Source organism: Thalassotalea loyana, from assembly GCF_030161435.1.
In the GTDB taxonomy this organism is placed as follows: Bacteria; Pseudomonadota; Gammaproteobacteria; order Enterobacterales; family Alteromonadaceae; genus Thalassotalea_G; species Thalassotalea_G loyana.
Map to the genome: position 1 here is coordinate 133536 of NZ_BSSV01000006.1, position 22387 is coordinate 155922.

Here is a 22387-nt window from a genome sequence, read left to right on the forward strand (position 1 = left end):
ACTTTTTTAACTTATTTAATGTGCAAATGACTTAAACCAAAAGTACTTTTTAAGCATAATATATTTAACACTGCTTATATGGATAGATTAAATGGCAAACTTTGTAAAATCATTATTTTCTAAATTAGGTTTCGCGTTAAACCTAACGAGGAAAATTATCATTAACTTAATTTTCTTCACGCTCTTATTTATTATCTTTAAATCATTAACGACTGAAGAAACCGTTACCGTCCCCAAAAGTGGCGCACTTGTATTGAACCCTCATGGTCGTCTCGTTGAACAAAAAATTGAGATAGATCCTTTCGAAGCATTGTTAGGTGAAGCAGTGAGCGGAGAACAAGAAGACCCTGAAATTCTTCTTAGCGACGTAATTCAAGTGATTAATGCTGCGGCACAAGACGAAAGAATTGAGCTACTTGTCTTAAAGCTAGAACGATTAAATGGTACAGGCATTACCAAGATGGCAGAAATTGCGAAAGCGATTGAAGCCTTTAAAGCTGAGAATAAAAAAGTGATTGCTATAGGTGATGGCTACACGCAAGGACAATATTACCTAGCCAGCTATGCCGACGAGATTTGGCTAAACCCTAACGGTTGGGTCATTCTTGATGGTTATGCGCGCAAGCAAATGTACGTTAAATCAGCTATTGAAAAGTTAGGTATTACTCAACACATATTCCGTGTAGGGACCTACAAGTCTGCTGTAGAGCCATACATTCGTGATGATATGTCAGATGAAGCCAAAGAAGCCAATCAATTATGGTTAAATGAACTTTGGACTACATATAAGACGACTGTCGCAGGACAGCGTGGCTTCTCTGTTGATAATTTTGACGAAACAATCACCGATCTAGTGACTAAAGTAGAACAGTCAAACGGCAATATTGCAGAATATGCGCTAGACAACGGATGGGTTGATAAATTGATGTCTCGCGCAGAAATGAATGAAAAATTAATCGAGTATGTTGGTGATAAAACCTATGCTAATACCTTTGACCACGTCGACTTTGAGGATTACTTATTCGTTACCAACAAAGAGCAACTACCAAGCTTTGAGCAAAACGATCAAGTGGCAATGATTGTCGCAAAAGGTACGATTTTAAATGGACGTCAACCTGCAGGTACTATCGGTGGAGACAGCACAGCTGCCCTATTACGTAAAGCACGTTTAAATGATCAAGTAAAAGCTGTTGTTTTACGAGTTGATAGCCCTGGCGGCAGCGCATTTGCTTCGGAAATTATTCGCCAAGAAATAGAACTTATCAAATCTTCGGGCAAACCCGTTGTTGCATCTATGGGATCATTAGCGGCATCTGGTGGATACTGGATTTCTGCTCCAGCAGACAAGATTGTAGCTTCACCTACGACCATTACGGGTTCGATAGGTATTTTCGGTATGTTCATGACGTTTGAAAATACACTTTCTAAAGTAGGCGTATATACCGACGGTGTAGGCACCACAGAATATGCCGGTTTTGGCGTGACGGAAAAAATGCCAGAAGGTCTTGGCCAGCTGATTCAGTTGAATATTAATCGCGGCTATCAAGATTTTCTTAATCTTGTTGCAACAAACCGTAACATGAGTGTTGAACAAGTAGATAAAATAGCTCAAGGCCGAGTTTGGTCGGGTATTCAAGCAAAAGACAACGGTTTAGTTGATGAGTTAGGTGGTATCGATGACGCAATCGCTATTGCTGCCGAGTTGGCTGAGCTAGAGAATTTTGACGTTAAGCTAATAGAGAAAGAGCTAGACCCATTTACTCAGATGATTCAAAACGTGATGGGACAGAGCTATGCGTTTATGATTGAGCACGATATTATTAGTGTCAATCAGCAACCAACATACACGTCTGCAATTATTAAAGAGCTAAAAGCACAGTTGAATTATTTCAGTAACTTTGATGATCCAAGCGGTGTTTATTCTTTTTGTTTGACATGTGAAATAAATTAACTAAATTAAGCCCCAAATTGGGGCTTTTTATTATCCGGCAATAACATTTATGCAAAAGAAGAAAATATACGTCGCTTACACAGGCGGTACCATTGGTATGAAGTCAAGTGATCAAGGCTACATTCCTGTCGTTGGGCACCTTACAAAAGCGATCAATGCTACTCCGGACTTTTATCGCGAAGAAATGCCAGAATTCACGATTAACGAATATCACCCATTAATCGACTCATCAAACATGAGCCCTGATGATTGGCAATTCATTGCGCAAGATATCAAAAAACATTATCACGAATACGATGGCTTTGTTGTACTACATGGCACTGATACCATGGCCTATACAGCGTCTGCATTGTCATTCATGTTTGAAAACCTAGGCAAGCCTATCATAGTAACGGGTTCGCAAATCCCATTAAGTCAATTGCGCTCTGACGGACAAGTAAATTTATTAAATTCATTGTATATTGCCGCAAACTACCCGATTCATGAAGTCGGTTTGTTCTTTAACAACAAACTATATCGTGGTAACCGTTCGATTAAAGCTTATGCCGATGGATTTGACGCGTTTGACTCACCCAATATGCAACCATTATTAGAAGCTGGCATTAGCATCAAATTGGTTTCAGGTGAGACGCAAGAAACCCATGACCACCCTATTACATTGCATAAGATTACACCTCAGCCAATTGGCGTCGTCCACTTATATCCGGGTATAAGCACTGAGTTAATCAAAAATGTAATTAAACAGCCTGTCAAAGCATTAATAATAAGAAGCTATGGCGTTGGAAACGCACCACAGAACGATGAGTTATTGAATTGCTTAAAAGAGGCTGATCAACAAGGGTTAATTATTGTTAATTGCAGCCAATGTATAAAAGGCAAAGTCAATATGCAGGGGTATGCGACAGGTAATGCGTTAAGTGAATGTGGTGTAATTAGTGGCCAAGATATGACCCTTGAGGCTGCATTAACTAAACTCCACTTTTTACTTAGCCAAGATCTCTCGATTGAACAAATCAAAGCGCAAATGCCGATTAGCCTTCGTGGAGAATTAACGACTTAATATTTTACGCATTTTTGCACTGACAAAATACATGAGAAAATAGCCAAAAAACTGCCCCATTTGAAATAAAATCATTTTTGGAACGAATGGGGTCTCTTCACTGAAAAAAGATAAGGCAAAAATCGCTGGCGCACATAAGATGCTATAGCAAGGAATCGTTACGTCACTGAAATAAAAGTGAATAGTAAAACATAACCCTCCGATTAGCATGCCAATAAAGCCAAACACTGTACTACGTTGTATCTGGCTTAAACGCTTTAAACAAATCATTGGCTAGATTACACTATTTTTGACAGCAAGCCGTCACTCGCGTCTTCCACTAAATCTAGAACATACCTAAAGCCACCTGCACCGCCATAGTATGGATCTGGCACTTCAGCTTCATCATACTGACTGCCGTAATGTAAAAATAACTTTATTTTATCGTGATACTCACTTGGAGATTTCGCAAGCAGATTTTCCAAATTGTCATTATCCATCGCTAGAATCAGATCAAACTTTTCAAAATCTTCTGAAGTGACTTTACGCGCTTTAAGCCCAGAAAAATCATACCCTCTTGCTTCACCTGCTTTAATTGCGCGATGATCGGGTTTCTCTCTAGCATGAGCACCGATTGTGCCAGCGGAGTCAATTTCTAAATTGAGTCCTTTATCCGCAGCTTTTTTTCTAAAAACTGCTTCAGCCGTTGGTGAACGGCAAATATTTCCCATACAAACAAATAACACAGATTGAATTGCAGAATTCGACATAGTGTTGTGTTTCCTTACCCATTTATTATTAAAAACTTGTTAAGAGATAGAATAACATCAGAAATTAAAAACTTTTACTCTTGGCTATAAAAAAACCCTGAGATAAATCAACAAATGATTTATTCAGGGTTTTAAGTATTAAGTCAAACTACATTACTTTAGAAATGCTTTAAGTAACGCACACCAAACTCGCTCGGATCGTTGCTTAAGATTTGTAAAACGTAGTCACCCGTGTTTAAACGTGCGTTATCATAACGTTCGTCAAATACGTTGCGACCATAAAGTGATAACGTGTAATCACCTTCAATATTCTTATAAGAAATATCAACGTTTACAAGCTGACGACTTTCTACCAGCGTGTGGCGGCCTGGATCAGACGTTGGCTCACCATACATATCATCACGATAAGAATAGTCTACGCGGAACTCTAGTTCATTACCGCTATCTAGGGCCATTAAATAGCTTGGACTGATCGATGCCGTATACTCGGGCGTTAGTGGTGCAACCGGTTTAACGCCACCTTGCTCATCAACGTCAACATCAATGTAGCCTAAGCTGCTGTGTATTTTAAAGTTATCGGTAACATCCCATGTACTTTCAAACTCAATACCACGTGACGTTTGTTCAACAACTAAGTTTGTTGTATTAAAACCACCTTCTGCCGTTGTACTTACTTGGTATGGCAAGTCCTCGTATTCAGTGTTGAATACAGCAATGCTCATGTTAAAGGTGTCTGTTACCTCACCTTTTAAACCAATCTCATAGTTAATAGCAGTGATGTTGTCACTTGCAACAAAACAATTTGGATCGCCAAATAAACAGTATGGACGAGCTGGGAACTGACCTGATTGGTAACCATTTTGGATACTACCGTAAACATTTAAGCCATTTTCCATGGTGTAGTTTGCTGATAAATCAAATGACACTTCACTCCAAGAGTCTTCAGCATATACAGGCCCAATACCCACGTTAGCCGACGCAGATTTTTCATCATCGGTATAACGTAAACCACCCGAGATACGAAGATCATCAGTCATATCGTAGCCAAGGTTAAAGAAAATCGCCTTTGATGTTGTTTCTTGGTCCAAATCTAATAATGTAGGCGCACCATTGAACAAAGCACCATTTGCCGGATCTTGGAGGTTACTACCTTTTTCATTGAAATAGTAAACACCTGAAACGAAATCCATATTGTCGCCAATGAAACCATTTAATTGAAATTCGATCGACGTTTGGTCTGCATCTCCAATTTCAGGAAACTGATCTAATTCATAAATGGTACCGTCATCATCTAAACCTGCTTTATATTTAGACGAACGATGAGACACAACAACTTTTGATGAATAATTGTCATTCCAATTCCAATCAGCGGTTGCAGAGATACCACGTGCTTCATTTGAAACTGTTGTTACTTCTTCTGTACCCGTTGCGTTATCGTATGGATTCAACGTGGTATCACTATTACGTAAAGGACCAAATGGGAAAGGCGTGCCCCAACGAGAACCCTGGTAATACGCACCAGTTGGTACTTCATCAATTAGTGTTTGATAAGGGCGTAGACCACCTTCATTGTCATTCAAGTCAGCTGTGACAACTAAACTAAAGTCGTCGTTAGGCGCCCACTTAAACGATAAACGACCGTAGTATTCTTCGTTCTCACCTACATCGTATTTCGCATTAGGTACATTAACAAACTCACCAATACCGTCACGTGAGTTATAACCACCATTAAAGTTGAAAGACCAATGTTCGTTAATTTCTCGGTTAAAGAACACATCCCCCTTCAGTCGACCACGGGTGCCAACTTCTAGGCCAGCTTTAGTTACTGCAACTTCATCAGGTTGTTTAGTGATAATGTTAATTGCACCGCCAATTGAGTTACGGCCATATAGTGTACCTTGTGGACCACGTAACACTTCAATACGTTCAATATTGTTTAAGTTCCAGTTCTGGCCGACTTGGCGACCTAAATAAACACCATCAACATAAACACTTACACCAGGATCTGTTGTGATCAAGTGATCTTGCAAACCAATACCACGGATAAATGGGTTGGCTGAAGATGTATGGCCTGCTGAGAAGCCTGTAACATTTAAGTTAGGTACAAACTTACCAACATCAGTAAGGTCTGTAATACCTTGCGCTGCAAGATCTTCACCGCTAAAAGCACTAATTGCGATCGGTACTTCATAAATAACTTGCGCACGTTTCGTCGCAGTTACTGTGATTGCTTCATATTCTTTTTCTTCAGACGGGTTGTCTTGTGCAAAGGCTTGATTGGTTAATGCTAATGAAATAGCAGTCGCTAATGCTGTTTTTAAGCTGCGACGTCCAATAGATTGGATTGCCATGTAGTTCTCCCTAGGCGCTCAATATTATATATTGAGTCTTTATATTTCTGATTAGGATTATCTTTTTGTAAGTACTTAAGTACCCAAACAAAGATAACCTATTGGTCAGGAGCGTATTTTACACAAAACTGTAACTTTATGTAGCTAAACTAACAGATTTTAGCCAGAAAATGCATGATTAGTTATATTGAAGTCTGCCAGTCCATGGTTTGTATTAGCGTCTACCTTTGGTAGACCAGGATTTAAAATTCATGATCAACAAAAACTCACAGAAATAAGTCTTATTTAGTGATTTAATTTAACTAACTGAAACAGTAAATGGTACCCGGGGCCGGACTTGAACCGGCACGCTGTTACCAGCGAGGGGTTTTAAATCTGTGTTGTGTTAGCGTCTACCTTTGGTAGACCAGGATTTAAAATCCAAGATCGACAAAAACTCACAAGAAGCAAGTGTTATTTAGTGATTTAATTTAACTAACTGAAACAGTAAATGGTACCCGGGGCCGGACTTGAACCGGCACGCTGTTACCAGCGAGGGATTTTAAATCCCTTGTGTCTACCAATTCCACCACCCGGGCATAAAGGGAAGTTTTTTGACTAGCTATTGGCAACCTAGCTCTTTCAATAAAGAATATTAAAAGAAAATTGGAGCGGCTGACGAGGCTCGAACTCGTGACATCCACCTTGGCAAGGTGGTGCTCTACCAACTGAGCTACAGCCGCTTCATAGAGCTTTACTATCTATTTTGATGAAATGGTACCCGGGGCCGGACTTGAACCGGCACGCTGTTACCAGCGAGGGATTTTAAATCCCTTGTGTCTACCAATTCCACCACCCGGGCACTGTGTCATAATGACGGTGCTCATCAAAACGAGTAGTAAAATTTGGAGCGTCTAACGAGGCTCGAACTCGTGACCCCGACCTTGGCAAGGTCGTGCTCTACCAACTGAGCTACAGACGCTTCATCATGCTTAAATATTTAAGACTTGAAGGTGTCACTACCATAACGTGACTATCTATCGTTAAATTGGAGCGGCTGACGAGGCTCGAACTCGTGACATCCACCTTGGCAAGGTGGTGCTCTACCAACTGAGCTACAGCCGCTTCTTTAACTTGTACTTCCAACCGTTGTGAAAATGGTACCCGGGGCCGGACTTGAACCGGCACGCTGTTACCAGCGAGGGATTTTAAATCCCTTGTGTCTACCAATTCCACCACCCGGGCAAAGTGGAGGCGGGTCCCGGAGTCGAACCGAGGTCCACGGATTTGCAATCCGCTGCATAGCCACTCTGCCAACCCGCCGATATTTCACTACGTGTTGGGTAGTATTCCCTGATATAACTGAAAGAAAAATTGGAGCGGCTGACGAGGCTCGAACTCGTGACATCCACCTTGGCAAGGTGGTGCTCTACCAACTGAGCTACAGCCGCTTAATCTTGCTTTCTTGTTGACTCTCCCTGCCAACTGGAAACGCATTCTACATCGAATTTATCTTGAGTCAACAACTAAATTATAAAAAAAATTCAACTGCTTAAATTTCGACTAAGATGGCGCTTTTTTAACTAAAACCTGACAAAAACTGTTTATTTTTTACCCTTTAAGACTGGCCAAGCAATCAAAAAATATTGAATCATTGACCAAACAGTAAGAATTGTAGCGACAAAATATAAAAAATAAGCCAAATTCATAAACCACATTTGAGGGAAATCAAAAATAATTAATGGAATATCATAGTCAGGTCGCCAAATTAATCCAATTAGTGCAAGCATTTGTGCAGCAGTTTTCAATTTCCCCAAGTTAGAGACAGCAACAGCATCTCGTTGACCATGGCTCGACATAAACTCACGAATCGCACTGATAAAGATTTCTCTACCCAACATTAGAAACGCTGCAACCGTTATCCATACATTATTGTAGTCTTGAATAATGATGACCAGGGCGGCGGCAACCATTAACTTATCTGCAACAGGATCAATAAAAGCACCAAAAGCTGTAGATTGTTTTAGACGTCTTGCTAAATATCCATCTAATGCGTCGCTAATTGATGCAAGAAAGAAAATAAACGCCGCACCGAAATGATGCCAAGACACTGGTAAGAAAAAAACGAAAACGAAAAAGGGAATTAATAAAATTCGAAAAAATGTAATTTGATTAGGAATGGTCCACATAAACTTGATACAGCAATTTTTTTGACCATTCTACACAAGTTTTCAACTAATTGTCATGCAAGGAATCGTAAATAGTCTGCGCTAGCGATTTACTAATACCAGGAACTTTACAAAGTGCAGATACGTCAGCTTTCTTCACTTCTTGCAGTCCACCTAAGTATTTTAGCAGCGCCTGTCTTTTTTTCTGGCCGATTCCTGGTATAGATTCTAATGTTGACGCTTTTGCTTGTTTTTGGCGTTTGGAACGATGACCTGCAATCGCAAATCTATGTGATTCATCTCTAATGTGCTGTATTAGATGTAATGCCGGTGAATGTGCTGGTAAATTAATCAGCTGATGAGAGCCAGCAAGAATTAACGTCTCTAAGCCTGGCTTTCGTGATTCACCTTTAGCTATACCGACTAATAATGGAGGATTTGGGTGATTTAGCTGGTTAAAAAAGTCCTCTGCTCTTGCCAACTGCCCTTTTCCACCATCAATGAATACAATTGATGGTAATTCTGTGTCTTCCTTTACTTTGCCATAACGCTTGTTTAAGGCAAAAGACATTGCCGCGTAATCATCACCAGGTGTTATTCCGTGAACATTGTATCGTCTATAAGCGCTTTTTAAAGGGCCATTGGTATCGAATACCACACATGAAGCAACGGTTTGCTGGCCCATGGTATGTGAAATATCAAAACATTCCATCGTTTGAATGCCGTTTGGTAATTCAAACACCTCATTTAATGCGGTAAAACGCTTCGTGATCGATTCCTTTTCACTATTTTTTGTAAGTAGCGCATTTTCAGCGTTAGTCGTTGCAAGCTTTAAATATTGTGCTCGCTCTGTTTTAACATTGACGGCAAACTTAACACTCTTATCTGTCAGTTCAACAAACATTTTGGCTAACTCGCTAGCTTCATCAGGTAATTCCGGCAAAACAATTTCTTTAGGAATATGACGATTAGCAACATCATTGTTTAGATAATGCTGAGAAATAAATGACGAGAGTAACTCACTAATAGAGGTATCTTCTGGCACTTTAGGGAAAAAACTTTTACTGCCAAGAATTTTACCATCTCGGATATAAAGCATATGCAAACAAACTTGCTGTTTTAGCTGGTAAACACCAATAATATCGAGCTCTGATGCAAACCCGCTAACGTATTGCTGCTGCTGTACTTGCCTTAAGGTTTTAATTTGATCACGATAGTTTGCTGCTTGCTCAAACTCGAGCGCCATACTCGATGCGTCCATTTTCTCCACAAGCGAGTCAATGACTAAGTTACTTTTGCCACGCAAAAACAATTTAGCTAGCTTAACCTGTTCACTATAATCTTCATCTGAAATTTTGCCCACGCAAGGTGCAGAGCAACGACCTAATTGATACTGCAAGCATGGCCTTGAACGTGCACGATAATAGCTATCTTCACATTGTCGCAATGGAAACAGCTTTTGCATTAACCTGAGGCTTTCCCAAACAGCGCCAACCGTAGTGTATGGACCAAAATACTCACCTTTAATCTTTTTAGCACCACGATGAGCCCCCAATTTAGGGTGTTTATGATCGGTAATCAATAAGTACGGATATGACTTATCATCGCGCAAAAGAATGTTGTACTTAGGTAAATACTTCTTGATGTAATTATTCTCTAATAGTAACGCTTCAGTTTCACTGTGGGTTACCGTGACATCAATAAAGAATATATGACTTACTAGCGAGCGAGTCTTATTATTTGGTAAGTCTTTTCTGAAGTAGCTGGCAAGTCGCTTTTTTAAATCTTTCGCCTTACCAACATAAATTACTTCTTGAGAACTATTGTACATTCGGTACACACCGCTTTGATGTGTAACCGACTTTAGAAAGGATTTGTGATCGAAGGTTGTTTCTGAATTACTCATTAATGCTAAAGTTTTTCAGTATTCAACATTCCGTGACGTATCGCTAAATGCGTTAATTCTACATCATTGCTAATATTTAACTTTTCAAACATCCGGTAACGATAACTATTAATCGTTTTTGTGCTTAACATCAGTTGTTCAGAAATATCTGGCACTTTTTCACCGCGAGTTACCATCATCATAATTTGTAGCTCACGCTCTGATAAGGCGCTAAATGGGTTTTCTTCTGGATTTTTGAATTGGCTTAACGCCATTTGCTGAGCAATGTCAGGTGTTATATAACGCTGCCCACTATGCACAGCTCTAACCGCATTAACCATTTCTTCAGGGCCTGCACCTTTAGTCAAATACCCTGCTGCACCGATTTGCATCACCTTAGTAGGAATTGGATCTTCACTGTGAACGGTTAATACAATAACTTTTATATCAGGATTAAAACGTATAATCTTTTTGGTTGCTTCTAGCCCGCCGATACCTGGCATATTCATGTCCATTAAGACAACATCAGGCGCATTGGTGCGACAAAATTTCGCGGCAATCTCACCTGTTTCGCACTCACCAACAACCTTCATGCCCTTTACATCTTCGAGAATCCGGCGGATACCTGTACGGACAAGTTCGTGGTCATCAACTAATAGTATATTTATCAAGACTATACCCTTTTTGTAGTACAAAAATACTACGAAATTATTCTTATTTATATAGTTAGAAGATACAAGCTAACACGGCTTCTTGCAATACTAAAGCTGTCCAACTGATTACAAATCGTTCTTCTTTAGCCAATTATTTAATAAGTTGATTTGGCCGTTTTTGTACGCTGCATAAGTTAAGCGAACAGCATTACTCAAAATGACAGAATCAGACCAATTCGTTTGCTCTTGAATCAACTCATAACAAACTAACGCCTCCTGACTCAAATAACCGCGAGTTTCCTTTAATCCTTTTTCTTTCTGACGCTCTCGGTAGCGCTTTTGCTTCTCAGCATTCGTCATTGCTGGCTTCTTGGTCATAGTACTTCTCCTCTATACGACAATAAAAAGGTAACGCATAACCAAAAAAAAGACAATAAATTAAATAAAATGACTGCTCCGAGTTGTTTAGTGTACAAGTGTTCGCTAAAGTAGCGGCGTTTAACTTTATTATTATGACAAAAAGAGCATTATGGAACGTAAAAATTCATTTACTAAAGAAGATTTAGTCAAAGCTGGCACAGGCGAAATGTTTGGCCCAGGTAATAGTCATTTACCATCAGGCAATATGCTAATGATGGACCGCATTTTAAAAATTACTGAAGATGGTGGCGAACACGGTAAAGGCGAAATCATTGCTGAATTAGATATTGATCCAAGCTTGTGGTTTTTTGAATGTCACTTTACTGACGATCCTGTTATGCCGGGTTGTTTAGGTTTAGATGCGATGTGGCAACTTGTTGGTTTCCACCTTGCATGGTCAGGTGGTCCTGGCTTAGGTCGCGCATTAGGTGTAGGAGAAGTTAAATTCACTGGTCAAATCCTACCAACCAACAAAAAAGTAACATACAACATTCAAATGAAGCGTGTTATTAAGCGTAAGTTATTTATGGGTATTGCAGACGGTACCGTGTCTGTCGATGGCCGTGAGATTTATACAGCTAAAGACCTAAAAGTAGGTTTATTTACTGATACATCTTCATTCTAAATAAAATGGCGGCTAACACCTCTGTTAGCCGCCTAATTCCTGTTACTTAATTAGCCCCTGTTGCCTGTCAGACATCGCTTCTCGCCAACCACCTAACCACTCTGATTTAACATCTAGATTTTGATACGGACATGCATCCTTTGAACGTCCTGAAACACCTGCTTGGTAACCTCTTGCATGCGCCCTATCCTGGCGATCTCGTTTTTGTCTTTTCATCATTAATGTATTCTCCTCTAGAACAAAACTGCACCGTCAGCCAATGGATAAATTGTCTGTTTGTCTCTATTTTATTTGATTCCCCATACTACGCTTATTCATTGTGGATTGCTGAAAGTACATAGGTAACGTTATTTAAACGTTACTTAACGAATAGTAGAGAATTAACGGCTTCGCAAACGAAAAACAGGGCTAAATTTCAAATAAAAATTTAACTTATTGAGCTATTGGAAAATTTAATTTTTCTTAGGATGAAAAAAAACGGCCTGCTATGCAGGCCGTTTTATAATTATAAGCTGATATTTAAGCTACATCGTCATTAGAACGAGTACTTAATACCAATCTTAACATTCCAAGTCGAAGCTCTTGCTTCATAACGCACTGGTGAATCACCAGGTTGTAAGTTTTGCGAAGAGTAAACGTATTGGCCTGCATCATTGATTTCATAATCGAATAAATCAGATGAGCTGTTACCAAACGGGTTACGGTATACACGAGCTGAATCTTTGTCGATTAGTGCCCATGCGTTGTCAATATCTAGGTAGATAAGACCGTTATGACCTTCAGCGAAACCTGGAAGCTCTTGCTCAATACGTAAGTCTAAGCTTGATACCCAAGGACCACGCTCACCGTTTTTAGCTAATGGACCACCAGCAGTTGATAAACCAATCGTTTCTAACTGTGCAACGATTTCGTCGTAGCTCATACCATTTACAAAATCAACAGCAGGATCATTCGCGCTAGTTGGGATGTAAGGTAAGTATGTAGGGTGCAAGTCTAAGCCACCGTCTAAACCATTTGGACCAAACTCTTTACCTAACACCCAGCTGTATGGACGAGCTGACTTACGCTCGAAGAATGCGTGGAATGTTGTTTCGTAACCAGCGAAGAATTCTTTGCTGTAACGAAGGTTAAATGTAATTCGGTGCTTAGTTTCGTACGAAGACGTGCCTAATTCTACATTTTCTGGATCGTATACTGGGTGGAACTCGTATGACGTGTTAGACGAAGTACCAGACGCTGCGAAACGGTCTTCGCTATCTGTGTTCGTGTAAGAGAATGTCATATCTAAGCCATTTTCCCACGTTTTGTTTAACGTGAACGTGCTAATTAATGTCTTACCACCATCGATATTCGTCATTAAGATATCACGTGCTTCACGACCTGAGTCACCGTCTTGGTATGGTTGGTTATCAGTGTTGAACGCGAAACCGTAAATTGGACGACCGTCAACTGTGTAACCATTTACACCACGACTTGTGTCTACTTTACGACTTAAGTCACTCCAAATAACGCCATCTTCTACTTCTTTGTAAAGTACTTCAGCGCTCATGTTCCAGTTCTCACCTAAACCAATTGCACTTAAGTCTGCAATGTAGTCCGCAGCTAAGCTGTACTGCCATGTGCTTGGAATTTCAAAGTCTGGGTCAATCGCATCAATATTTGAGCGAGCACCGTCAAGTGAAGCACCAGAAATTGCATCTAAAGCGTTTTGTGGGATACCACTTGGATCAGCATTTGATAAGTAGCTACCTGCATCTGCGTCAGAGAATGAGCGGTAAAGCGCAATACGACTACCATCGTTAGTGAACGAGTTAGAAATCCAAACATTTGGGCTACCGCCACTAAATAAACCGAAACCACCGCGTAATGTTAAGTTTTCAACATGGTCATCAAGGTCCCATGTGAAACCAACACGAGGAAGAATGATATCTTTACCATCTAGGTTTTCGTTGTTTGCAAAACCATGGCGTTCAACAAATAATTCGTTTAACGCAGGCTTGTCGTCGTTCAAGATTGTTTCGTAACGAATACCGTACGTTAAGTTAAACGTGTCAGTAACGTCCCAGCTATCTTCTAAGTAGAATGCGTGGTTACTTAATGCAAAGCTAGCCGCTGCATCATCACGATTTAAACTTGGGTTGTTTTGGTATTCGAACCAGTCAGCATTACCAGCTTCAAAGTCATCGATGCTGTCGAAGTACCAAGAACCTAAGTAATGTTGCATGAAGATATTGTAAACATCTACTTGCTCGTATTCCCAACCAAATGAAATAGCGTGGTCATTGTGTAAGTATTCACCACTGAAACGCAATTGTAATGTTTCATTTGTTAAGTTGTTCGCATGACGACTATCGTCTGGACCGATGTTAATACGACCACCGTTGTGATCAATCTTAACTTCACCAAAACCGTAACCAGCTACAGGAACCTGGCCGTTAACGCTCTCTTTGTATGAAGCTTTGAATTCAGTAGAGAAGTCTTCTGTCCAGTATGAGAATAATTGACCAACGTATGTGTCGTATTCATTTGAACGGTTGTACCAGTGAGATGAAAGGTATAACTCGTTAGAACGACCACTACCGGCGTTACCAGCACTGTTACTAAAACCGTGACCGTAAGTAAATGATGCACGGTGATCTTCGTTGATGTTCCAATCAAGTTTTAAAGAGTACTTTTCATCTTCTAAAGGAATCGAAGCATCCCAAGAGCCAGCATCGAAGTTGTAACGATCACGCGCAATGTTTACAACGCGGTCGACATCGGCTTGCGAGATGTTGCTAGTTTCGTTTGCAACGCCTGAACCTGAAGGACCTTTGTTGATCGTGCTTGGCGCTTCAAATGTTTCGTATGACGCAAAGAAGAAAAGCTTATCTTTGATAATTGGACCACCGAATGTAGCACCGTAACTTTCTTCTTCGTAGCTAATTAAAATATCTTCGCCAGTCTCTGGGTTTTCTGGAGTGCCCGCCATAGAGTCAGACGATCTTTCGAAGAATAAGCTACCAGTGAAGTCGTTTGTACCTGACTTTGTTACAACGCTAAGTTGACCACCAGAGAAACCACCTTCTTTTGCTGAGAAAGGTGCAATCGAAACACTTAACTGTTCAATTGAGTCAAATGCAATTGGAGAGCGCTCTGTAGGGTAACCATTACCCGCTAAACCGAAGTCATCGTTTAGTTTAACGCCATCAACTTTTAAGCTGTTGTAACGAGGGTTACTACCAGCTAGGTATAAAGATGAACCGTCATTACCAATCACTGCCATTGGGTTTTGGCGAGCGATATCTTTAATATCACGGCTAAACGCAGCTGCCTTGCTGATTTGGTCACCGTAGAACGTAGACTCAGAACCTGAAGCGTAATCGAATACTGAAGCACTACCCGTTACCTGGATGCGTTCAATATCTACGTCTTCTAATGCTTGAGAAACACGGAATACTTCACCTAAGCTGATGTAGATGTTTTTCAGTGTTTTATCTTGAAATTTGTCCGAATCAATTTCGATAGTGTAAGGACCACCAACACGTAAACCTTGTGCAAAGAAAGCACCAGTTTCATTAGTTGTTAACGTTTTACGTGTACCAGATGGTTCATGGATTACCGTAATCGTAGTGTTCGTCGCGGCATTACCACTTGGTCCTACAATTGAACCACGAATACTAGATGTTGTATCTGCAGCAAATGCAGTTGTTGACACACCTAAAGCTAATACTACTGCACTAGCTAGTTGTGAGAGGCGATGAGCTTTCATCATTTTTCCCTTATTTATAATAAAGTTTATCGTTATTAGTGTCTTATCGACGGCAATTAAAAAATAATCGCGCCTATTAAACATAGGCTTGTTTACAATTTAATTACAAATTTATAGCAGTTTTATTTCTCCCAGGTTATCCAAAAGGTCAGAAAACTGTCATAGCTTTGTAAAACCTACGTTTTATAGTGATTACAAAAGGTCACAATTCATAACCAAATAGATAACTTTTATAATTTTCTGTTATTTTTGGATGTAATTCAATAAAATTAGACGAAGAATCTCGCTTTATTTAATGAAATTGGCGTAACCGCCTTGTTAATAAGGTGTTAACATGGATTCGAAATATAACTATTTGATGACAACTCGCTCAATTAATTGAATAATTCATGGCAAAAATAACAATGAATAGTCAATTAATGTAAATTCAGGACGATTACGGTGAATAAACAGGCAAATAAAAGAAAACAAAGTCAAGATGCCATCATGGATGCTGCGCGCGACGAATTTATCCAACAAGGATTTAAAGGCGCAACAGTACAAGCTATTGCTGATAAGGCAAACATGCCAAAAGCTAATGTACTTTATTATTACAAGAACAAAGAAAACCTATATCACAAAGTGTTGGAGCAAACACTTGAAATGTGGGATACGGCAATTGGCGACATCGTTCTTGAAGACGGGCCTCGTGTTGCATTAGAAAGCTTCATCGCTGCCAAAGTAGATATTGCCTTTGAAAACCCGAAAGCGTCCAAAATTTATGCGATGGAAATTATTCAAGGTGCTCAACATTTAGATAACTTCGCACGAGTGTATTTACGCAACTGGGTAAAAGAAAAGTCTGCCATTTTTGAGCATTGGATGAATGAAGGTGCGATGGCAAAGGTTGATCCTGTTAAACTGATTTTTCTTATTTGGTCGACAACTCAACACTACGCTGATTTTGAAACGCAAATTTTAAACATCACCAATAAACAAGAATATGAAGAAGATGACAGAGAGCAAGTAAAAGCGTTTCTAATCAACTTCATACTGAAAGGCTTGGAAATTAAATGAAGCACTTAACCAAAGTTGTAGCTATTACCGCTGCACTATCGGTACAAGGGTGTATGACGATGGACAACCAACCTACTACACTGCGTGTCGCTACCTTTAACGTTTCAATGGAGGCATTAAACTATATGCCTTATGAAAAAGGTAAGCCTCGTATTCCATCAGGCAATGAACTGATGGTTGCACTTCAATCTGATCACCAACAAATCAAGAATATTGCACAAATCATACAATCAATTCAGCCAGACATCATTTTGCTTAATGAATTTGATCGTAACAATGCTGATCACCAAAAGGCATTGACAATATTTCGAAATGAATACTTATCTCAAGGTGAGCTTGCCATCGACTACCCTTTTTCATATCAAGGCCCCGTGAATACCGGTGTACCTGCTAATGTTGATATGAATGGCAATGGTAGTAACGCAGACATTCCAGCTGATACGTTCGGCTTTGGTTACTTTCCTGGCCATTTTGGTATGGCATTGTTGTCTAAGTATCCAATCGATAATGACGCTATTCGCACTTTCCAAAAGTTCAAATGGAAAGATATGCCAAATGCCTTAAAGCCAGTAAATCCTGAGAGCGGAAGCGACTATTATAACAAGCAAGCTTGGGAAAACTTTAGACTCAGTTCAAAATCACACTGGGACGTACCTGTTAACGTCAATGGTACAACAATCCACGTCATTGCTAGTCACCCTACACCACCGGTTTTTGACGGTAAAGAAGATCGAAATGGTAAACGAAATCATGATGAGATCCGTATGGTTAATGACTATATTTCACCGAATCAGTCGAGTTATTTGTATGACGATAGTGGCGTATCTGGCGGCTTAACAGCCAACTCGCGATTTGTAATACTTGGTGATTTAAATGCGTCGGATATAGAGGGTGATGCCATTAACGCAGGCATTTCATCGTTGTTGAATAACCCTCTCGTTAATGACCCAATGCCAACAAGTAAAGGCGGAGATTTGCACAAGCCCGATAATGCCAACTCTAAGTATCACACTGCATATTGGGGAATGAGAGCTGATTACGTATTACCGTCACAATTTGGTTTTAATATGATTGACTCTGGCGTGTATTGGCCGGAAAAAGATAGTCAAGAATACTACTTAATTAAAGATCGCGGTGCTTCTTCTGATCACCGACTGGTTTGGGTAGATTTAGAAATAAAATAACCTAAGGTTTCAAATGAAAAGATTATTAAGTGCGTTAGCCATTGCTACCACAATGCAAGTTACAGCAAGTGAAGCACCTAAAAATATCATCATGGTGATAAGCGATGGTATGGGACCCGCTTACACAACAGCTTACCGATATTTTAACGACGATCCTGCGACGCCAGAGATTGAACAAACAGTGTTTGACAAATACCATGTAGGGTCATCAAGTACTTATCCTGCAAAAGTATCGGGGTTAGTGACCGATTCAGCGGCCAGTGCAACAGCACTAGCTGCCGGCGTAAAATCGTACAATGGTGCCATTGGTGTTGATGTAAATGAAAAACCGGTAAAAAGTGTGCTTCACAAAGCACAGTCACTAGGCTTTAAAACTGGTGTAGTCGTAACATCTCAAATAAATCACGCAACACCCGCGTCATATTTAGCACATAACGTGAATAGACGAAATTACGATGCGATTGCGGACAGTTATATCGATGATCGAAATAATGGTCAATTCATCACAGATTTAATGCTTGGTGGTGGTTGGACCTACTTTATTCGTGACGATAGAAACATTGTTGATGAATTCAAGCAAGCCGGCTTTCACTATGTCAATAACTTTGAAGAAGTGACTGCATTACCAAAAGACAAACCTGTGCTAGGTTTGTTCGGTGATAAAGGCATGGATCAAGCGTTAGACCATCAGGATAAACACCGCTTAGCTACGATGACCTCATCAGCACTCAATCATCTTAAAAATGATAAAGGCATGTTTTTATTGGTAGAAGCTAGCCAAGTTGACTGGGGTGGACATGCTAACGATATTGCATGGTCGATGACTGAAATGTCTGATCTTGATAAAACGATGCAGGTACTAGAGGCGTTTGTTGAACAAAATCCAGAGACATTAGTGGTGTTGACGGCAGACCACTCTACCGGAGGCATGACGATAGGTGCCAACGGTAAGTATGCCTGGTTTCCAACGTGGATTAAAAACCTGACAGCATCTACTGAAACAATGTCAAAAGACATTGCTAAAACCGGCTTAGATTTTGAACGACTTGCTCATCAATTAGGTTTTCAATTAAATGATGACGAAGTTGTCACGTTAAAAGAAAGCATGTCAGATGCCCAGTCATATTGGCAATCTAATCAAGAAAAACTGACAGAAAAAGGCTATACAAAAGAAAGCACTGTTGCACGTCAAATGCGCAAAGCGATTACAAAGTTAATTGATAAACGCACTAACACAGGATGGACGACTGGTGGTCACACGGGTGTCGACGTTCCGGTATATGCGTTTGGTAAAGGCGCCTCAGTTTTCAACGGTAAACAAGACAATACAGATATTGCGAAGCACATATTTAAAATGTTAGCTTCACAATAGTTCAAGACGTAATCAATAAAAAAGGCCAGCAAATTGCTGGCCTTTTTTGTTTGTACTCATTATTGAATTAATGCCACCAAAGCAGAAACAGGGTGTTTAGGTTTAAATTTGGCCATGCGCTTTACTTGTGAACGACATGAAAAACCGGTAGCTAAAACTTGCTGTGGTTTTGCATTATTTACCTTATCTTGCCAGCTCATGCGATAGAGATCTTTTGAATTCCCTAAATTTGATACTTCGTGACCATAAGTCCCTGCCATACCACAACAACCAACCGCAATCTTACCTAATTTCAGTCCGAATGATTCAAAAATAGCCTGCCACTGTGTTTCCGAATTCGGTAGCGCCGTTTTTTCGGTGCAGTGGCCAAATAACTGGTAATCAGTCGCAGAATTAAGCTGTGGAAGTGTTAAATTGTCTTTTTCAGCAAACAACCATTCGTGAACAAGGAGCACATTAAAATCACCTCGTTTATCGCCAAGTATTTGGTTGTATTCATCGCGATAACAAAGCACAAGTGAAGCATCAAGTCCTAGCATAGGGATTGAAAGCTCATGTACCTGATTTAAAAAATCACTTGTCGACTGTGCAGTCTTCGCAAAACGGTTTAGAAACCCTTTTACATGCTGTGGTTTACCGTTAGGTTTAAACGGTAATAACACAGGCTTCTTGCCAATACTTTTTATAAGTGCCATAAGGTCGCTTACAGTTTCAGCATCGTAAAAACTTGTAAAAGGGTCTTGAACGATAAACACGTAGTCTTGTCGCTTTGCTTTATCCAATGACTGGAAATACGAAAGTTCAAAGTGCTCATAGCGTTCTTCAATCACAATTTCTTTTAGTGTTGGCACAGACAACAAAGGCGTATCGGCGTAACCAATGGTTGCTCGCGACACCTTATCGTAGACACTAGTATTAAGAACAGCGTTAACCAATTTAGGCATTTTTGCCATCATCGGTGCCATTGTTTCGACATTTGCTACCACGTGATCTTTTAGTGGACGCATATATCGCGTGTGGTACAAATTAATAAAACGCGCGCGTAAATCAGGAATATCAACTTTGATAGGACACTGACTTGCACATGCTTTACAAGCTAAACAGCCAGACATTGCGTCCATTACTTCATGAGAAAAATCATCTGATTTTTCTTTTTTTAATTGATTTTTGACTTTTGCTAATAATTGCTTCACTGACCAGCCATCAACATTCTGCTCAAGCGATAAGATATCGACACCTTTATTTTCAAGCAAACGCAGCCACTCGCGCATCAACCCTGCTCTACCTTTTGGTGACTGTCTGCGATCTCGTGTGACTTTACTCGATGGACACATTGGACTGTTAGGGTCAAAATTAAAACACAGACCATTACCGTTACAATCTAAAGCGTTATTAAAAGAGTCTTTAACCGTAACTGGAATCTGTCTGTCAAAATAACCACGTTTTGTATCATCAACACTAACCAGGCTTTCAGTCGAATCGATTGGGGTACAGATCTTTCCAGGGTTCATTTTATTGAGTGGATCAAAAGCTGTTTTGATCTTTCTTAACTCAGTAAATAACTCTTCACCAAAAAACTCTGGTCCGTATTCACTACGATAACCTTTACCGTGTTCACCCCACATCAAGCCGCCGTATTTGGCTGTTAGCTTTACGACTTCATCAGACAAGGTTCTTAACAACTTTTCTTGCTCTGGATCACACATATCTAATGCAGGACGAACATGCAAAACGCCTGCATCAACGTGCCCAAACATGCCGTAATGTAATTCGTAGCTATCGAGTAACTCTCTAAATTCTGCGATAAAATCAGCTAAGTTTTCCGGTGGTACCGCAGTATCCTCGGCAAAAGCAAGTGGCTTTTGACTACCGTCTGTATTACCCAGAAGGCCTACCGCTTTTTTACGCATGGCATAGAGCTTACCAATACTGCTCAAATCGGATGTGATTTGATAACCTATGACACCACCCTCTTTATTTGCAATAGCAGCATCTAACCGTTCAGATAACTCAGTTATGCGAGCGTTCATCCAGTTTTCATCTTCAGTGTTGTATTCAACAATATTGAGACCATCCATGACCTGGCCTTCAACCTCAGTAATCAATTCACTGACTGAATGCCACACAATATCTGTTTTTGCCAAGTTGAGGACTTTTGAATCAATAGTTTCAACAGAAGTCGCTTGTGCTTCGACTAAAAATGGAGAATGTCGAAGTGCAGAATCAAAGCTGTCATATTTAATATTGATTAGTGTTTTGAACGTAGGAATAGGCGTTAAATTTAACTTCGCTTCACAGACAACAGCTAATGAGCCCTCTGAACCTGTAATAATGCGAGACAAGTCTAACGACGTCATCTCGTCGTCAAATACATTTTCTAGATCATAACCGGTTAAAAATCGATTCAGACGTGGAAACTTACTCAGTACAGCATCACGTTTATCAAAGCAGCTCGCTAGGATTTGCTTGGTAATTTTACCCTTAGTCGAGTTTTCCTTAGACAAGGCCTTGGCTACATCTATTGCCATTGGCGCTGTTTCTAACAATTCACCATTAGCGAGCACGCTAGACAATCCCAAAACGTGATCAGATGTTTTGCCATAAACTAATGATCCCTGACCTGATGCATCTGTGTTAATCATTCCACCTATCGTGGCACGATTACTTGTTGATAAGTCGGGTGAAAAGAAAAAGCCATGAGGCTTTAGAAAAGCATTTAATTGATCTTTTACAACGCCTGTTTGTACTCTAACCCAGCGCTCTTCAACATTAATCTCCAAAATATTATTCATATGTTTGGATAAATCGACAACGATACCAGGGGTTAAGCTTTGACCATTGGTGCCTGTTCCACCGCCTCGAGCACTAAACTTAATATCTGAAAATTCAGGCTTGTTGGATAACTCAGTTATCGCCTGGACATCGGCAATACTTGTTGGGTGCAGTACAAGCTGAGGTAACTGTTGATACACACTGTTATCTGTTGCAACAGCAAGTCGAGCACTATATTGGCAGTTTATTTCACCTAAGTAGCTGGTTTTGGAAAGTTGCTTGGCGAATTCTTGATAACGTTCTTGAACTAATTCTTCTGGCGCTAAACGGGGTAACATCTTTAAAAACAGATAAAATAAAAAGTATGGTCAACTATACCATACCCTTTGCCAGATGTTACCTAGCTGCTTA

The 22387-nt window shown here is 40.1% G+C and carries 15 protein-coding genes and 8 tRNA genes; 6 read left to right on the forward strand and 17 right to left on the reverse strand.

The window, feature by feature from the left end; translation table 11 throughout:
• Window positions 1-91: 91 nt before the first annotated feature.
• Together sppA and ansA are read left to right on the forward strand one after the other, a co-directional pair.
• Window positions 92-1951, forward strand: coding sequence for a signal peptide peptidase SppA (gene sppA / locus QQK05_RS13515; protein ID WP_284299493.1), 1860 nt, complete (start codon window positions 92-94; stop codon window positions 1949-1951).
• A gap of 49 nt (window positions 1952-2000) precedes the next feature.
• Complete coding sequence (gene ansA, locus QQK05_RS13520; protein WP_284299495.1) at window positions 2001-3011, forward strand: asparaginase; 1011 nt, start codon at window positions 2001-2003, stop codon at window positions 3009-3011.
• Window positions 3012-3289: 278 nt separating this feature from the next.
• On the opposite strand, the gene QQK05_RS13525 is transcribed toward ansA, so the two are convergent.
• From QQK05_RS13525 to QQK05_RS13590, 14 genes are all read right to left on the reverse strand, one after another.
• Window positions 3290-3760, reverse strand: coding sequence for a low molecular weight protein-tyrosine-phosphatase (locus tag QQK05_RS13525; RefSeq protein WP_284299497.1), 471 nt, complete (start codon window positions 3758-3760; stop codon window positions 3290-3292).
• 158 nt (window positions 3761-3918) lie between these two features.
• On the reverse strand, window positions 3919-6111 hold the full coding sequence (locus QQK05_RS13530; protein WP_284299499.1) for a TonB-dependent receptor: 2193 nt from the start codon (window positions 6109-6111) through the stop codon (window positions 3919-3921).
• Window positions 6112-6602: 491 nt separating this feature from the next.
• Window positions 6603-6689 (reverse strand) — tRNA-Leu (locus QQK05_RS13535).
• Window positions 6690-6757: 68 nt separating this feature from the next.
• Window positions 6758-6833: transfer RNA gene (locus QQK05_RS13540), tRNA-Gly, on the reverse strand.
• A gap of 32 nt (window positions 6834-6865) precedes the next feature.
• A tRNA-Leu gene (locus QQK05_RS13545) sits at window positions 6866-6952 on the reverse strand.
• 44 nt (window positions 6953-6996) lie between these two features.
• Window positions 6997-7072: transfer RNA gene (locus QQK05_RS13550), tRNA-Gly, on the reverse strand.
• A 67-nt stretch (window positions 7073-7139) separates the two neighbouring features.
• A tRNA-Gly gene (locus QQK05_RS13555) sits at window positions 7140-7215 on the reverse strand.
• A 33-nt stretch (window positions 7216-7248) separates the two neighbouring features.
• Window positions 7249-7335 (reverse strand) — tRNA-Leu (locus tag QQK05_RS13560).
• A 4-nt stretch (window positions 7336-7339) separates the two neighbouring features.
• Window positions 7340-7413 (reverse strand) — tRNA-Cys (locus QQK05_RS13565).
• A gap of 52 nt (window positions 7414-7465) precedes the next feature.
• Window positions 7466-7541 (reverse strand) — tRNA-Gly (locus tag QQK05_RS13570).
• 153 nt (window positions 7542-7694) lie between these two features.
• Complete coding sequence (gene pgsA / locus QQK05_RS13575) at window positions 7695-8279, reverse strand: CDP-diacylglycerol--glycerol-3-phosphate 3-phosphatidyltransferase (protein ID WP_284299501.1); 585 nt, start codon at window positions 8277-8279, stop codon at window positions 7695-7697.
• A 46-nt stretch (window positions 8280-8325) separates the two neighbouring features.
• Window positions 8326-10164 carry an excinuclease ABC subunit UvrC gene (uvrC, locus tag QQK05_RS13580; protein ID WP_284299503.1) on the reverse strand — a complete coding sequence of 613 codons (1839 nt, stop codon included), beginning with the start codon at window positions 10162-10164 and terminating at the stop codon, window positions 8326-8328.
• A 5-nt stretch (window positions 10165-10169) separates the two neighbouring features.
• On the reverse strand, window positions 10170-10814 hold the full coding sequence (gene uvrY, locus QQK05_RS13585; RefSeq protein ID WP_284299505.1) for a UvrY/SirA/GacA family response regulator transcription factor: 645 nt from the start codon (window positions 10812-10814) through the stop codon (window positions 10170-10172).
• Between the two features lie 108 nt (window positions 10815-10922).
• Window positions 10923-11174: a hypothetical protein gene (locus QQK05_RS13590; RefSeq protein WP_284299507.1), complete on the reverse strand. Its 252-nt coding sequence runs from the start codon at window positions 11172-11174 to the stop codon at window positions 10923-10925.
• A 151-nt stretch (window positions 11175-11325) separates the two neighbouring features.
• Between QQK05_RS13590 and fabA the strand changes: the two genes are divergently transcribed.
• The gene (fabA, locus tag QQK05_RS13595) at window positions 11326-11841 is read left to right on the forward strand and encodes a bifunctional 3-hydroxydecanoyl-ACP dehydratase/trans-2-decenoyl-ACP isomerase (RefSeq protein WP_284299509.1); all 516 of its coding nucleotides are present in this window, start codon (window positions 11326-11328) and stop codon (window positions 11839-11841) included.
• Between the two features lie 42 nt (window positions 11842-11883).
• Here the strand turns inward: fabA and rmf are convergent, their stop codons facing one another.
• Both rmf and QQK05_RS13605 read right to left on the reverse strand, forming a co-directional pair.
• Window positions 11884-12057, reverse strand: coding sequence for a ribosome modulation factor (gene rmf, locus QQK05_RS13600; RefSeq protein WP_284299795.1), 174 nt, complete (start codon window positions 12055-12057; stop codon window positions 11884-11886).
• Window positions 12058-12376: 319 nt separating this feature from the next.
• Window positions 12377-15595: a TonB-dependent receptor gene (locus QQK05_RS13605; protein ID WP_284299510.1), complete on the reverse strand. Its 3219-nt coding sequence runs from the start codon at window positions 15593-15595 to the stop codon at window positions 12377-12379.
• A 438-nt stretch (window positions 15596-16033) separates the two neighbouring features.
• Here QQK05_RS13605 and QQK05_RS13610 point away from each other — a divergent pair, with 438 nt between their 5' ends.
• Genes QQK05_RS13610 through QQK05_RS13620 form a run of 3 tightly spaced genes read left to right on the forward strand, consistent with a single transcriptional unit; the run spans window position 16034 to window position 19204 of the window.
• Window positions 16034-16648 carry a TetR/AcrR family transcriptional regulator gene (locus tag QQK05_RS13610; RefSeq protein WP_284299512.1) on the forward strand — a complete coding sequence of 205 codons (615 nt, stop codon included), beginning with the start codon at window positions 16034-16036 and terminating at the stop codon, window positions 16646-16648.
• Window positions 16645-17832, forward strand: a complete 1188-nt coding sequence (locus QQK05_RS13615) for an endonuclease/exonuclease/phosphatase family protein (protein ID WP_284299514.1) — start codon at window positions 16645-16647, stop codon at window positions 17830-17832. The genes QQK05_RS13610 and QQK05_RS13615 overlap by 4 nt, the downstream gene beginning before the upstream one ends.
• A gap of 13 nt (window positions 17833-17845) precedes the next feature.
• Window positions 17846-19204, forward strand: a complete 1359-nt coding sequence (locus QQK05_RS13620; RefSeq protein ID WP_284299515.1) for an alkaline phosphatase — start codon at window positions 17846-17848, stop codon at window positions 19202-19204.
• A gap of 59 nt (window positions 19205-19263) precedes the next feature.
• On the opposite strand, the gene ydiJ is transcribed toward QQK05_RS13620, so the two are convergent.
• The gene (gene ydiJ, locus QQK05_RS13625; RefSeq protein ID WP_284299517.1) at window positions 19264-22314 is read right to left on the reverse strand and encodes a D-2-hydroxyglutarate dehydrogenase YdiJ; all 3051 of its coding nucleotides are present in this window, start codon (window positions 22312-22314) and stop codon (window positions 19264-19266) included.
• Window positions 22315-22387: the final 73 nt, after the last annotated feature.

What these genes read in the sequence shown, in the direction of transcription:
- QQK05_RS13590 (WP_284299507.1), bottom strand. Translation starts at nt 11,174, where the DNA reads ATGACCAAGAAGCCAGCAATGACGAATGCTGAGAAGCAAAAGCGCTAC.
- QQK05_RS13530 (WP_284299499.1), bottom strand. Translation starts at nt 6,111, where the DNA reads ATGGCAATCCAATCTATTGGACGTCGCAGCTTAAAAACAGCATTAGCG.
- fabA (WP_284299509.1), top strand. Translation starts at nt 11,326, where the DNA reads ATGGAACGTAAAAATTCATTTACTAAAGAAGATTTAGTCAAAGCTGGC.
- ansA (WP_284299495.1), top strand. Translation starts at nt 2,001, where the DNA reads ATGCAAAAGAAGAAAATATACGTCGCTTACACAGGCGGTACCATTGGT.
- ydiJ (WP_284299517.1), bottom strand. Translation starts at nt 22,314, where the DNA reads ATGTTACCCCGTTTAGCGCCAGAAGAATTAGTTCAAGAACGTTATCAA.
- rmf (WP_284299795.1), bottom strand. Translation starts at nt 12,057, where the DNA reads ATGAAAAGACAAAAACGAGATCGCCAGGATAGGGCGCATGCAAGAGGT.
- pgsA (WP_284299501.1), bottom strand. Translation starts at nt 8,279, where the DNA reads ATGTGGACCATTCCTAATCAAATTACATTTTTTCGAATTTTATTAATT.
- QQK05_RS13615 (WP_284299514.1), top strand. Translation starts at nt 16,645, where the DNA reads ATGAAGCACTTAACCAAAGTTGTAGCTATTACCGCTGCACTATCGGTA.
- QQK05_RS13525 (WP_284299497.1), bottom strand. Translation starts at nt 3,760, where the DNA reads ATGTCGAATTCTGCAATTCAATCTGTGTTATTTGTTTGTATGGGAAAT.
- sppA (WP_284299493.1), top strand. Translation starts at nt 92, where the DNA reads ATGGCAAACTTTGTAAAATCATTATTTTCTAAATTAGGTTTCGCGTTA.
- QQK05_RS13605 (WP_284299510.1), bottom strand. Translation starts at nt 15,595, where the DNA reads ATGATGAAAGCTCATCGCCTCTCACAACTAGCTAGTGCAGTAGTATTA.
- QQK05_RS13620 (WP_284299515.1), top strand. Translation starts at nt 17,846, where the DNA reads ATGAAAAGATTATTAAGTGCGTTAGCCATTGCTACCACAATGCAAGTT.
- uvrC (WP_284299503.1), bottom strand. Translation starts at nt 10,164, where the DNA reads ATGAGTAATTCAGAAACAACCTTCGATCACAAATCCTTTCTAAAGTCG.